Source organism: Sphingobacterium sp. MYb388 (assembly GCF_037479535.1).
GTDB classification, from domain to species: Bacteria; Bacteroidota; Bacteroidia; order Sphingobacteriales; family Sphingobacteriaceae; genus Sphingobacterium; species Sphingobacterium anhuiense.
In genome coordinates, this window is record NZ_JBBGYV010000006.1 from 316,175 (window position 1) to 330,781 (window position 14,607).

General features: G+C 37.0%; 10 protein-coding genes. 2 read left to right on the forward strand and 8 right to left on the reverse strand.

Features of this window, described 5'->3' with window-relative positions:
• Positions 1 to 131: 131 nt before the first annotated feature.
• The 6 genes from WH188_RS19180 to lipA form a co-directional block, all read right to left on the reverse strand.
• Positions 132 to 371 (reverse strand): hypothetical protein, encoded by a 240-nt coding sequence (locus WH188_RS19180; RefSeq protein ID WP_168128320.1) that lies wholly within the window; start codon positions 369 to 371, stop codon positions 132 to 134.
• A 240-nt stretch (positions 372 to 611) separates the two neighbouring features.
• Complete coding sequence (locus tag WH188_RS19185; RefSeq protein WP_168128321.1) at positions 612 to 1,793, reverse strand: ABC transporter permease; 1,182 nt, start codon at positions 1,791 to 1,793, stop codon at positions 612 to 614.
• 5 nt (positions 1,794 to 1,798) lie between these two features.
• On the reverse strand, positions 1,799 to 2,770 hold the full coding sequence (locus WH188_RS19190) for an HlyD family secretion protein (RefSeq protein ID WP_168128322.1): 972 nt from the start codon (positions 2,768 to 2,770) through the stop codon (positions 1,799 to 1,801).
• A 2-nt stretch (positions 2,771 to 2,772) separates the two neighbouring features.
• Positions 2,773 to 4,164: a TolC family protein gene (locus WH188_RS19195; RefSeq protein ID WP_168128323.1), complete on the reverse strand. Its 1,392-nt coding sequence runs from the start codon at positions 4,162 to 4,164 to the stop codon at positions 2,773 to 2,775.
• A 100-nt stretch (positions 4,165 to 4,264) separates the two neighbouring features.
• Positions 4,265 to 4,828: a Crp/Fnr family transcriptional regulator gene (locus tag WH188_RS19200; RefSeq protein ID WP_132772544.1), complete on the reverse strand. Its 564-nt coding sequence runs from the start codon at positions 4,826 to 4,828 to the stop codon at positions 4,265 to 4,267.
• A gap of 89 nt (positions 4,829 to 4,917) precedes the next feature.
• Positions 4,918 to 5,799 carry a lipoyl synthase gene (gene lipA / locus WH188_RS19205; protein ID WP_021190648.1) on the reverse strand — a complete coding sequence of 294 codons (882 nt, stop codon included), beginning with the start codon at positions 5,797 to 5,799 and terminating at the stop codon, positions 4,918 to 4,920.
• A 148-nt stretch (positions 5,800 to 5,947) separates the two neighbouring features.
• On the opposite strand from lipA, the gene WH188_RS19210 reads away from it, so the two are divergent.
• Together WH188_RS19210 and carB are read left to right on the forward strand one after the other, a co-directional pair.
• Positions 5,948 to 8,209, forward strand: coding sequence for a glycoside hydrolase family 20 protein (locus WH188_RS19210; RefSeq protein ID WP_168128324.1), 2,262 nt, complete (start codon positions 5,948 to 5,950; stop codon positions 8,207 to 8,209).
• Between the two features lie 227 nt (positions 8,210 to 8,436).
• Positions 8,437 to 11,253 carry a carbamoyl-phosphate synthase large subunit gene (carB, locus tag WH188_RS19215; protein ID WP_132772548.1) on the forward strand — a complete coding sequence of 939 codons (2,817 nt, stop codon included), beginning with the start codon at positions 8,437 to 8,439 and terminating at the stop codon, positions 11,251 to 11,253.
• 79 nt (positions 11,254 to 11,332) lie between these two features.
• Here the strand turns inward: carB and WH188_RS19220 are convergent, their stop codons facing one another.
• Positions 11,333 to 12,301 carry a formylglycine-generating enzyme family protein gene (locus WH188_RS19220; protein WP_168128325.1) on the reverse strand — a complete coding sequence of 323 codons (969 nt, stop codon included), beginning with the start codon at positions 12,299 to 12,301 and terminating at the stop codon, positions 11,333 to 11,335.
• 242 nt (positions 12,302 to 12,543) lie between these two features.
• Positions 12,544 to 13,953, reverse strand: a complete 1,410-nt coding sequence (locus WH188_RS19225; RefSeq protein ID WP_021190651.1) for a Gfo/Idh/MocA family protein — start codon at positions 13,951 to 13,953, stop codon at positions 12,544 to 12,546.
• Between the last annotated feature and the right edge of the window lie 654 nt (positions 13,954 to 14,607).

Sequence of the window (14,607 nt, forward strand, 5' to 3'; positions counted from 1 at the left end):
CTAGTTTTAAAAATCAAAACAAATGCCAAAACTCCTTAACAACAAGCACGTTAACAGATATTTAACGTTACTAATGGTTAATAAAAAAAGGGTTTTATGAGATCAGTCATAAAACCCTTTAATCTGGTTCTTTATTTACCTGGTGGCTTAGCTTTAGGCATCATTTTATTACCCTTTCTGTCAGGAGTCTTTTTTCCTGCAGTTGAATCCTTTGCCGCCTCAGGATTTTCTTTAACCGGTGCTGCTGGCTTCACCTTTGGTTCCGATTTTTTCACAGGATGCGTCTGTTGCGCAGATACTGAGGCTGCTCCATAAACCAATAAAAAGGCAACGATAGCTGCAGTTATTCCTGAAAATTTTATTGCTTTCATAATAGAAGATAGCGTTAGTTTATTTTGATAAGAATCGCTCAAACCAAGTGCCACAAAACAATCCCAAAATTATTTAACACACTTACTTACAATAAATTAAAATCAAAAATCATTTATTATTGTATTATAATAATTATGATTACAGGTAATGAAATTATTTTTAAACAGAAATCTGTAAAATATTAAAACTGTATGTTTTAACCTCCATACTTCATGCACATATCCTTATATTCATACACATCATTCAATCTCCTTAACAACTGGTGTATTCTCCTTCTTTATTTTTCGAACTTTTAAATACAATAGAACAAATGAAAGAATAAAACAAACAACAGTTGTCAAAGCCAGCGCTAAGATCGAGGACTTCACATTTGCAACTGCCCCCTGTTCTATCACTAACACCCGGAAGATCTCTAAATAATGTGTCAGCGGAATCAATTTAGAGATATAGACTACCCAATCAGGCATCTGGCTCAAAGGCCACGTAAAGCCGCTCAAGATAAAGCTTGGTGTAGCGATAACCATGAGTATCTCGGTTGCTTTAAGTTGACTCGGAATAATAATACTCACCAGTATACCGATAAAACTAACTGCGAGTAAGAAGAATACAGTTCCTAATAAAAACGGACCAATTGGTATTTCAAGAGGCATTCTATAAAAAAGTGAAAAACCATAATAAAGAAAATAAATACCTACGGACATGATCAAAAAAGGAGCTATTTTCACTAAAATCAGCAGTAGCACATTAGACGATTTAGTTACTAACTCCTTAAATGTTCCCTTTTCAAACTCTGATGCAAAACTTAATGCCAAAGCTAACATCATCACTTGTTGTAATACAGTTAATAGCACGCCCGGAAGCATGAAATATAAATAGTTTCCGCTTTTAATATGCTGTTTAATGATTGTAGTTTTAAAAGGTTCATATTGCTGATTGGCTACGTACCCCGGGACACCTTTCTTCTGCTGTGCTTTAATCTGAATCCCGGCTTTTAATGTTGCTGCACAGACATTCGCCGCCATGCTCGCATAATTAGAAGTTAATGTATTGGCTGCATTGACAAAGAGCGTCAACTCCGTAGAACGGTTATAGTTCACATCCGAATCAAAATTCTTTGGAATCTGTACCACAACGGTTGCTTCATGTTTCAATGCCTCTTGTTTTGCATTAAAAGCATCTGGCAAAACTGCTGCAACATAAATCACCTCACTCTCATTAAACATTGTGATCAGTTGCTTGCTTAGCGGACTTCTGTCTTGATCTACAACGATAATAGGTAGATGAGTCACTTTACCCTTTTGATAAACTGCACCAATTAACACCCCATATAAAATAGGTGCGCCCACAAAAAGCATCAATAACACTTTATTTTGAAAAAAGAGCCTAAATTCTCGTTTTAATAAGGATAAGAATGTGCGCATAATACTTATTTTGTGTTATCAAGATGAAGAATAAACGTCGCCTTAGTCAATAATTTATCCGAACCAACTTTTTGCACAGGTTTCAATTTTACCTCAAACAAAGATTCCTGCTGTTCAAAATCGGGATAAGCCGTAGCAATATTCGCATAAGAACTCAATGTTTTAATGGAAACCACCTCAGCTTCTATTTTTTTATTATCTAAATATGGAAATGAAAGCTGCTGCTTACTTCCTACTATCAGGTTATGTAACTGCTTTTCAGGAATTGTAACCCGGAAATAGGTACCATCCACCAAGTAACCAGAAATTAAGCTATATCCCGCCAAAGCAAGTTCCCCGACTTTTAAATTTATGGTTTCAATTGTCATATTTTGAGGCGCGATGATAAAACGTTCCTTCGTTGCAACATCCACTTCGGATACCGCCCCTATTGCTCTCTCCTTTTGCCCCAAAGCCATTTTCTGCTGTTCTATTCGTGCACCGTTTTCAGCATCCGCAAGTTCGGCCTGAACAGCTAAATATTGATTCTTTGCCCCTTGAAATTTCATATAAACTTCATCGTACTGCTGTTGAGCAACCAAAGAGTCCTTAATGAGGTTTTGCATTCTATTCAGTGATTTTTGTGCAAATTCATATTGCTCACGCAACCCATCACGCTTCGCTCGCAATTGCTTCAACTGATTATCTGTTGCTCCTTTTACAGCCATTTTGTATTGCGCTTCAGCAGACTCAAGAGCCCCTTTAGCTTGAATAGATTTGGCTTCAACCTCTGGAAACTCCAAAATCATTAAGGTGTCGCCAGCCTGCACAACATCGCCCTCACTCACTAAAATCTGATGTATTTTTCCAGGAATCTTGGTCGTTACAGCAATCTGATCCCGCTCAATCTTTCCCTCAAAAGTTTTTTTAAGAGGAGCTTCATTGCTACAGCTTTGCATTAATGCCGCGATTCCAAGTATAGATATATATTTTCTCATAATTATTTCACTAATGATTGATAAAGACTTCCTTGTGATTTTAATAATTCTAAAACAGCAGTACGCTGTAATAAAAGTTGATTATAAAAACTAAGTGACTGCTTGTAAAGCTCATTTTCTGCACTTAACCTTTCCGTTACATCTATTAATCCAGCTTCAAATTGCTTTGATGCCAATGAAAGATTATTATTTGCAATTTTTATCTGCTGTTCATGCACCGCCATTTTTTTCATCGACAACTGGTAATCCGAATTTGTCTTACGTTGCAGCAACATTAATTTATCCCGCGTATCATTCCATTTATTCTGATTCATAACCAGATCCAGATTTGCTTTTTTGATATTATTTCGATGTTGATTTCCATCAAATACATCCCACTTAACACCAACCCCTACAGCAAAACCCGGTGCCATCTGAAAATGATTAGCACTTAAATTAAGATCACCGGCAAGCGGTACATCTTTGAATTTGAACTTTGTGTCAAAGGCGTTGAAATAAAAAGCACTACCAAAAGCAAAAATCTGTGGTAATTTTGCTCCCTTTTCTTTTTTCAGTACATACTCGTACGCACGTTGAGAACTTGCCAAAGCTTGCATTTCCTTCCTGTTCTCTACAGCAGGTTGTACCGGATCTACAATCGCTAGTTCCAATGGATAACTCACTGTCTTAAGACTATCTAGAGGCATTTTAGTCAATTCCTCCAATTTAAAATATAAGAGTTCACGACTATTGGTCGATTCGGCTTTCTTACTTTCTAACTCCAGCATAGCCAATTTAATTTTATCACGATCGTAAGGTATAGCCAAACCATTCTCGATCGCTTTTACTACTTTAAGATGCTCCTTATTCAATCTTTTCTCCGAATCAGCAATCAAAGCATCAACTTCTTTCAATAACATGATCTGGTCGAAAGTCTGCACCACTTCCTGAGCAAGCCCCTCATAACCGGCTTCGGTCATCAGCTGCTGTGCTTTATACTTTTCATCCAAAGCTTTTTTCCCATTCGTAATCTGTAGACCACTAAAGATAACCTGTGTCGCATTTACACCTGCAAAGCCAACCTGAGAAGAGGTATTAAATTTTTGTGCACCTTCAAAAAGATTCAGTCCCAAGATCGGAAGGGTTTTTGTCGGAAGATCTAATTCTCCACTAGCATTGAGATATCCATACATACCCATAGCAGATATGTGGGGTAATAACTTTCCGCTCACAGAATTCTTATCTAAAAGGGTTTTCTGATTTTCTAAATAACTATTCTTAATATCGCTATTATTCTGTATTGCCTTTTGAATAAATTCTTTTAGCTGGGGACTAATACCTTGCTGTCCAAACGTTGTATTTTGAAACAGAAAAGGCATTAAAAACATAAAGCATGAAATCTTTTTAACTAACATATTCATAACTCGCATAAGGGTCGATTAGTATATTAAGTAACAATACAAAGATGCGTATGTTTTACGATTTAATTTTTAAGATATCTTAAAAAGGAAAAAATTAATCAAGTTGTCCTCTTATTACCGATAAAGTCTGTTGCGACATCCCTAAATATGAGGCAATATGTCCTAGAGAAGCATTTTTAAGAAGTTCCGAATTTTCTGTTAATAGTAATTGGTATCGTTCCATAGCCGTTTGAAACTGCATATTATAAAACCGATTGGAGAAACTGATCACCGAATCGAGTAAAACTTTTTGAATGATCTGATTCACAACAATGTGAGTCTTTGCTAATTCCAAAATATGTTGAAAAGGTATGAATGAAATTTTACATGTGGTCAAGGCCTGAAAACCAAATAAAGAAGGTTTTTGATAGAAAACACTCTCTATACCTGTACTAAATGTATTGGGTCCAAAGAAATAATGTGTAATATCCTTACCATTCTTATAGTAGAAGATCCGTGTTAAGCCAGATTCTACAAAATAAATATATTTTAAGTAGCTATCAGGTTCAAAAATTATATCTCCTTTATAAAATTCCTTTGTTTCAATAATCTGAGAAAACAACAACATTAAGTCGTCATCAATAAGATATAAGGTTTTGAAATGTTCCAATGCAGTCATAACTTAAATATGCCAATTTTAAATCAAAAAACCACAAAAAAAGCCCTTACTATTTATAGTAAAGGCTTTTCTAACATATATTTTTTCTTCTATTGCATATCAAACAAATGTTTTTCTGCATGATAAGAAGATCTCACTAATGGACCTGATTCAACATATTTGAATCCCATTTTTAAACCAATTTCTTTATATTTATCAAACTGCGCAGGTGTAACCCACTCCACTACAGGGTGATGAGCCTTAGTCGGCTGTAAGTATTGACCTATTGTTAAAATATCAACCCCTACATTAAATAAATCTTGCATTGTCTCAATAACATCTTCCTCAGTCTCTCCAAAACCAAGCATTATACCCGATTTGGTACGCAGACCAGCTTCAGAAATACGACGAAGACATTCTAATGAACGATCATATTTTGCTTGAATACGCACTTCACGAGTCAAACGTCTTACGGTTTCAATATTATGAGATACAACCTCTGGACGAACAGCAAGCACGCGATCAAGATTTTCCCATTGTCCTTTAAAATCAGGAATCAAAGTCTCTAAAGTAGTTGTAGGACTTTCTTGACGAATAGCATTGATTGTTTCTGCCCAAATGATAGAACCCCCATCTTTCAAGTCATCACGATCGACAGAAGTAATGACACAATGTTTCACCTGCATCAGTTTAACCGAATTAGCAACTCGCGCTGGTTCATCCAGTTCAACAGCTTTGGGACGCCCCGTTGATACAGCGCAAAACGAACACGAACGTGTACAAATATTGCCTAAAATCATGAATGTAGCAGTTCCTGCACCCCAACACTCACCCATATTAGGACAGTTTCCACTCTCACAGATCGTATGTAGCTTATGCTCGTCTACTAGTCCTCTTACATGTCTATATTCTTTACCAACTGGCAATTTTACACGCAACCAATCTGGCTTACGCTGTGTTTGTGTTGCAGGGATAACTGGAAGTTCAATCATGATGCAAAGTTAATGATTATAAATGTAATTTTTTATCGACATTTTGTTTGAATACTATCATAATAACCATTGTCACCACATATCATACAGTTGAACGTATTGTTTTTTTTATGATATTTGTAAAACATCATATTAAATACCAATTCACATGCGATTTAGCCATTCAGTAACTTTGGTACTTTTAGCGGGACTTTTACCCCTAAAAATATTTGCTCAGCAAAATTTTGACTTAATACCGAAACCCAGCAGTCTTACACTAGCAGTTGGTTCTTATCAAATTCCAGCTTTTCCAAAAGTTTATGTTTCAGAAGAATTCATAAATGCCAGTCAGTTACTAACGGAACATCCGGCTATAACATCTATTACGACCGAAATTGTAAAAAAGATTAAGAAAGCACCCAAAGAAGGAATTCGCATCTTAAAAGCTGAGGAAACAGATAAACTAGATAAAGCAGCCTATCGCATCGGTATTACTGATAAAGGAATTGTTATCCTAGCTCATGAAGTTGCCCCTGTCATCAATGCCATTTACACACTTGTTCAACTCGGCTACTTACAGGACGATCCTGCTCAGATAAATGCTGTGGATATCGAAGATCAACCAAGTTTTTTATATCGCGGATTACATTTAGATCCTTCACGTCATTTTATTCCTTTCCCTATTATGAAGAAATTTGTAGATGTTATGGCTCTCTACAAATTGAATAATCTGCACTGGCATTTGACTGATGGAGCGGGATGGAGATTAGAGATTAAGAAATACCCAGAATTAACCAATAAAGCGGCGTGGCGCACACATGTAAAATGGAAAGACTGGTGGAACAATGGCCGTCAATATGTGGATGCAGGAACTCCAAATGCAAGTGGTGGATTCTATACACAGGATCAAGCCCGAGAACTCGTAGCCTATGCCGCGCAACGGGGGATTAATGTCATTCCTGAAGTTGAAATGCCTGGACACTCTGAAGAAGTTTTAGCCATTTACCCCGAATTATCCTGCTCCGGTAAACCGTATACACAATCTGAATTCTGTGTCGGTAATGAGAAAACTTATGAGTTTTTAAAAAATGTACTGGATGAAGTTATTGCCATATTTCCTTCACCTTACATTCATATTGGAGGAGATGAGGCCGATAAGAAACATTGGAAAACCTGTCCTAAATGTCAAGCTTTAAAAGCAAAAGAAGGTTTAAAATCTGAAGAAGAACTTCAAAGTTACTTGATTAAACAGATGGATGAATATGTCCAATCTAAAGGTCGTAAAATTATCGGCTGGGACGAAATCTTAGAAGGAGGATTGACAAAAGGTGCTACTGTGATGAGCTGGAGAGGCGAATCAGGAGGTATCAATTCGGCCAATGCGGGACACGATGTCATCATGACCCCAGGATCCCACCTTTATTTTGATTCATACCAAACGGACCCTAGAACGCAACCTGAAACAATTGGCGGATACCTTCCTATCAGTAAAGTCTATGAATACAACCCTATTCCAGCTGCTATTCAGCAAGATAAAATTAAGCATGTTTTAGGTGCTCAGGCAAATTTATGGGCAGAATATATGCCTAATTATCAACAACTAGAATATATGGCTTTTCCAAGAACATTAGCTTTAGCTGAAGTTGTCTGGACAAAAGCTGATCTAAAAAATTGGCCGAACTTCCATAAAAGACTGCAATCACACTATAAAATTTTACAGCACTTCGATATCAATTATTATCGACCATCGTACAATGTAAAAGCTTCCGTAGATTTTGATGCAAAGAAGGCCTCAAATACGGTAACATTAACGACCGAACAATTACATGCAGATAATATCCGATTTACGATAGATGGATCAAAACCCACTTATCAAGCAACCCCTTATAACAATTCATTTGATCTCTCTGTTCCTACGATTGTTAAAGCAGCTTACTTTTTAGATTCAACTCAGGTCGGACCCATCGAAACGATCCAACTGGATGTTCATAAAGCAATAGGAAAAGCTGTTTCTTATACAAATAAATGGGACGATGGATATCCTGCACAGAAAGAACTGACATTAACAAACGGTGTTAAAGGCGGGTTAACATACCAAGATGGGCAATGGCAAGGATTTTTAAAAGATCTTGATGTTGTTGTTGATTTCGAGCGACGTGAAGAGATCAATAGTGTTGCCATGAATTTCATGCAGATTACAGGTCCTGGCGTATATATGCCTGGAGAATTTAAAGTTTTATTATCCGAAAATGGTCGAACTTTCAGAGAGGTCGGTATCGTACAGAACGACGTTTCTGATCAAGACCCAACCTTAACTTTCAAACGGTTTGAATTGAAATTAGCGAAGCCTCAACAAGCACGTTTTGTACGTGTCGTAGCAACAAATCCGAAAAAAGGATTTCTATTTGCGGATGAGCTGATTGTCTATTAAATAATGCATTCTTTACAGAGAGCAGCGGTATTAAAAAAATGTGCTGCTGCTCTCTTTTTGACTATCCTCCCGTACATAAATGATTTATCTGAAAATAAATATCGGAAAATCAAATAAAATAATGTAATTTTGCACTCCGACAAAGCGGTCGGAATATACTCTTCTCGAAGCGCATTTTTGATTGTCTTTGTTCATACTTTGAAATTTTATTTTTTGAACTAGATATAATGCCAAGAAACACCTCCATTAAATCGGTTTTAATCATTGGATCAGGTCCAATTGTAATTGGTCAAGCCTGTGAATTTGATTATTCGGGATCTCAAGCAGCCCTTTCTCTAAAAGAAGAAGGCATTGAAGTTTCCATCATCAACTCGAACCCTGCAACGATTATGACTGATAAAGTCATTGCAGACCACGTTTATTTACTTCCTTTAACTGTAGAAAGTATTGAAGAAATTCTTAAAGAACAAAAGATTGACGCCGTTCTACCTACTATGGGTGGCCAAACAGCGTTAAACTTATGTATCGAAGCTTCAAACATCGGACTATGGGAAAAATACGACGTTAAAGTTATCGGTGTTGATGTTGCTGCAATTGAAAAAACAGAAAACCGTGAAGAGTTCCGTCAATTAATGATTGATATCGGTGTAGGTGTAGCACCTTCGAAAATCGCTAACTCTTTCTTAGAAGGTAAAGAAGCAGCGCAAGAAATTGGTTATCCATTAGTGATTCGTCCTTCTTATACCTTAGCTGGTACTGGTGGCGGATTTGTACACTCGAAAGATGAATTCGACGCAGCTCTTAGTAGAGGTTTAAGTGCTTCTCCTACTCACGAAGTATTAGTTGAAAAAGCAGTATTAGGCTGGAAAGAATTCGAATTAGAGTTATTACGTGATACCAATGATAACGTAATTATCATCTGTACTATTGAGAACTTTGATCCGATGGGAATCCATACAGGTGACTCAATCACGGTTGCTCCAGGGATGACTTTATCCGACAAATGCTACCAAGACATGCGTAATCAAGCAATCCTGATGATGCGTTCTATTGGTAACTTTGCAGGAGGTTGTAACGTACAGTTCTCTGTTAATCCGGAGGATGAAGACATCATCGCAATCGAAATCAACCCTCGTGTATCTCGCTCTTCAGCATTAGCATCTAAAGCAACGGGTTACCCCATTGCAAAAATTGCTGCTAAATTAGCGATTGGTTACAATTTGGATGAATTACAAAACCAAATCACAAAAACTACGTCAGCTTACTTCGAGCCAACTTTAGATTATGTAATCGTAAAAGTACCTCGTTTCAACTTTGATAAATTCAAAGGAGCAAATACAGAATTAGGTTTGCAGATGAAAGCGGTAGGTGAAGTAATGGCAATCGGCCGTACTTTTATCGAAGCACTTCAAAAAGCATGTCAATCATTAGAAACAAACCGCGCAGGTTTAGGAGCTGATGGTCGTCAATTACGCAATTTAGAAGAGATCATGCATAGCCTTGAGCATCCAAGTGGTGATCGTCTGTTTCATATCAAAGATGCGTTTGAATTGGGGGTACCATTGGAATCTATCCGCAAAGCAACCCGTATCGATAAATGGTACTTAGTACAAATCCAAGAATTAGTAGCCTTAGAAACAGAACTTCGCCGCTACCAATTGAACAATATTCCAAAAGACTTCTTCATGACCTTGAAACAAAAAGGTTATTCAGATATCCAAATCTCTTGGTTATTAGGAAATGTAACGGAAGATGAAGTATACGACCGCCGTAAGGCATTAGGTATTAGCCGTGTTTACAAAATGGTTGATACTTGTGCTGCGGAATTCCCTGCGCAAACACCATACTACTACTCTACTTTTGAAGAAGAAAACGAATCAGTAGCTTCTGATAAGAAAAAAATCGTTGTATTAGGCTCAGGTCCTAACCGTATCGGTCAAGGTATCGAATTTGATTACTCTTGTGTACACGGTTTATTGGCCGCTAAAGAAGCAGGATTCGAAGCAATCATGGTTAACTGTAACCCAGAGACAGTTTCAACGGACTTCAACATGGCTGATAAATTATACTTTGAGCCAGTATTCTGGGAACATGTTCGCGAAATTATTGAATTAGAGAAACCAGTAGGTGTTATCGTTCAATTAGGTGGTCAGACAGCTCTTAAAATGGCTGATCAATTAGAAGCACTTGGTGTTAAGATCATCGGAACAGATTTCCAAAATATGGATTTAGCTGAAGATCGCGGTCGTTTCTCAGATCTATTGAAATCTTTGGATATTCCTTATCCTAAGTATGGTGTAGCTGAGTCGGCAGAAGAAGCAATCAAAGTTGCGAACGAAGTTGGATATCCAGTTCTTGTTCGTCCATCATATGTACTAGGTGGTCAAGGAATGAGCATCGTGATCAACGATGATGACTTAGAGAAAGCAGTCGTTAACTTATTGAAAAACCTTCCTGGAAACCGTGTCCTAATTGACCACTTCTTGGATCGTGCTGAAGAAGCAGAATCTGATTCCATCTGTGATGGTGAAGATGTACACATCATTGGTATGATGGAACACATCGAACCTGCAGGTATCCACTCTGGTGACTCTTACGCAGTACTACCTCCATTTAGCTTATCACAAGCTGTACAAGATAAAATGGCAGAGTATTCGATCAAATTAGCGAAAGCATTAGATGTAAGGGGGCTATTAAATATTCAATTCGCCGTGAAAGGTGAAAATGTCTATGTAATCGAAGCAAACCCACGTGCATCTCGTACAGTTCCTTTTATCGCTAAAGCATACGATGTACCTTACATCAACATCGCAACAAAAATCATGTTAGGCGTAAACAAATTGAAAGATTTCAAAATCGAGCGCAAATTACAAGGTTGGGCAATCAAAGAACCTGTATTCTCGTTCTCTAAATTCCCTGAAGTTGATAAACAGTTAGGTCCAGAAATGAAGTCTACAGGTGAAGCTATCCGTTTCATCAAAGATTTAAATGACCCTTACTTTAGAGATTTAGTTGCTAAAAAATCGATGTTCTTATCGAAATAAGCTTAAACTCTTATTGCATAAAAAAGCCTTCTTATTTATTTAAGAAGGCTTTTTTTATAGGATCATATTTGTTCACGAGTTAAATGTCTTTAACGCATCTAAATCCTACATTGTTTGTCGGACTATTAATCTCACCCTTTCCCCGGCTACCTGCTTTATAACGCTCACAATATTGATCATTGCAGAGAAACGATCCACCCCGTTGTACTCGTTTTACAGCCCCCGGTTCATCGGGATCATATGCATCAGTTGGACCTTTAGGATTATCGGCATTACTTTTTGCATAATAATCAGGACGATAAAAGTCAGCGCACCATTCCCAAACATTCCCTTCCATATCATACAGACCGATTGAATTTGCAGGAAAAGCTTTAACTGGCGACGTACCGATGTAACCATCTAACTTCGTATTGAGAACAGGAAACTGTCCTTGAAAAATATTAGCCAAATAACGATCATTATCCAACAATTCATTTCCCCAATAATAGGTCATCGGATTTGATGTACGAGCACGTGCTGCGTATTCCCATTCGGCTTCTGTTGGTAAACGTTTTCCTGCCCACTTTGCATAGGCTTCAGCATCTTGATAAGCAATGTGTACAACAGGAAAGTCCTCTTTACCCTCAATACTGGTATTTGGACCTTCAGGATGCTTCCAATTAGCCCCTACGACATAAGACCACCACTGCAGATGATTGGTTAAACCTTGAACCTCTTTTGGTGGTGAAAAAATAGCAGAACCTGGCTTTAACATCGCCGGATCTACACCTGGAAATTCCTTTGGATCTAACGGTCTTTCAGCCACAGTTACATAACCGGTCGCTTTTACAAATGCTTCAAATTGACCATTTGTTACTTCATGTTCATCAATTAAAAAATCATTGATTTTAACTTCATGAACTGGTTTAGCATCAACAAACTGATCCGAACCCATCATAAAATATCCACCTGTAACCTTGACCATTTTAACTTGATCAATACCAGCCCCTTCAACAATATGATGCGCAGTATCTAAATTCGAGAATCGAGAGGGAATATTTGTTGCCATATAACAGCGGGAAGAATCCTGCGAAACAAAGAGATCGGCAGTATTACCTTTCGGCTTACTGTTACTGAAGCATGAAGTCAATAAGACAAAACATGGGACACAAAAGAATATATTCCTGTACATAGGTCGGTCGATAACAAATAAAGTTACAATTTAGATATTTTTAAACAAGAAGTGAAACGATCGTCAATAAAAAAGGGAGAACAATAACCGCTCTCCCTTTCTAATAGTTAACAAAAAGATTATACGTCTAATTGAACACCGCTTACTTTACCTTCTTTTGAACGTATTTTCGTTGTACCACCACCATTTAAAGTGATATCTACAGGCTTATTCGTTTTCCATGCACCTTTAGTAAAATCAGGAATATTGACCGTTCTAGAGTTGTTTTTTACAGAATCAAAACTTAAAGGAACGATACAACTCCAAGAAGCTGCATCATAAACATCTTGATCCAATGGTAAACCATTGCGCAAACAATCTATTAATCTCCAGTCCATCATGAAATCCATTCCACCATGACCACCTACCTGTTTTGCCTGCTCACCAATAAATTTCACTAGTTCAGGTGTATATTTAGCATACAGTTCTTTCATTTTATCTTTGGAGATAAATTCATGTCCAAACGCAATATTTTCATCAGGATATTTCTGCGCATAACCTTTTGTACCGCTTAATGTATGTAATCTAGAATATGGTCTTGGCGAAGTCACATCATGTTGCAACATAATTGTCTTACCCAATTCTGTACGGATTAAAGTTGTATTCATATTACCACGGAAGTTCTTACCAACAAATTCTTGATAAAAAGAATCTTTTGCTGCCAATTCTTTCGCTTTAGCGCCCATTTGGAAATCATTTGTAGACATAGCAACTAAATGATTCATTTTATCACCACGGTTTATATTCATACATTGCGCAACCGGACCTAAACCATGTGTTGGATATAAGTTACCATTTAACTTAATATTTTCACGCAATCTCCACATATTATCGTAACCATTTTTCGCAAAATTTAAGTCCAATAAATCGTGAATATATGCTCCTTCGCCATGTAACAGCTCACCAAATAGACCTTGACGCGTCATGTTTAATGTTAGCATTTCAAAGAAATCATAGCAACAGTTCTCCAACATCATACAATGTTTTTTCGTTTCTTCTGATACGCGAACCACTTCCCAACAGTCTTTAAGAGTTAAGGCAATCGGCACTTCACACGCAACATGCGCACCAGCTTTCATTGCGCCGATACTCATGGGAGTATGATAGTCCCATGGAGAACAGATATAAACTAAATCCAATTTCTCATTTTTCAGCATGTCTTTCCATCCGTCTTCACCAGAATAAGATTTTGCATCTTTCAGCGATTTCTTACGCAGGATACCTTGAGCCCGTTCTACACGGTCTGCATGTTTATCACATAACGCAACGATCTCAACACCATCAATGTAAGACAAACGATCCACAGCACCAGGACCACGCATTCCTAAACCAATAACTGCTGCACGCACTTTATCAATCTTAGGGGCCGCATGACCGGACATGTTGAATTTTGTTGCAGCCAATACATTGGAATTTAAAGTTGGTAATGTCACCGCTACAGATGATAAGATACCCGCTTTCTTTAAGAAATCTCTTCTATTAGAATTCATATTTTGATAGATTAATTTACATACAAAATTAAAGGGGCCATAGAAAGCCCCTCTAAAATCACCTATTTTAAAACAAACTAAACAGTCTTTGAAATGATTATCAAACTTAATGATAACAGTCGTTCAATAATTAGTTATAGAATCAGCCGTAGACCTTTTCTATAACAAGAATACACTAGAAAATCGGTAATTAAAAATAAAAAAACAAAGCAATCGTTTGCTTAAAATAAACAACCGTTTGCAAAGTGACATCCAGCATTCAGATATTTATCAAATTCTAGTAACCAATTAGTTACATCTAATAATCTTGTTCATAATTAAATGAAGAAACTTCTGAATTATAATTTATAGCATCCTGAATTCTCTTATCATGAAACGCAGAGACATGTATCTGTTATTAAAATAAAAATCATTTCTGAAGTCCTTCTTTTGGATTAATAAACATCAATCTGAAGAGCTCGTTAGCATATCTTATGAATTATTAAAATATACTATGAAATAATAATGTGTTATCAAACTGAACACAATCCTAGTAATATGTTGAAGAATCAATCAACATATTAAGAGAATCTAATGCCACTATGAGGAGCAATCAATAAGTAATTATGGATTCTGAAACTAATGGGGTTATAAGCATGGGTATGTATAGCATAA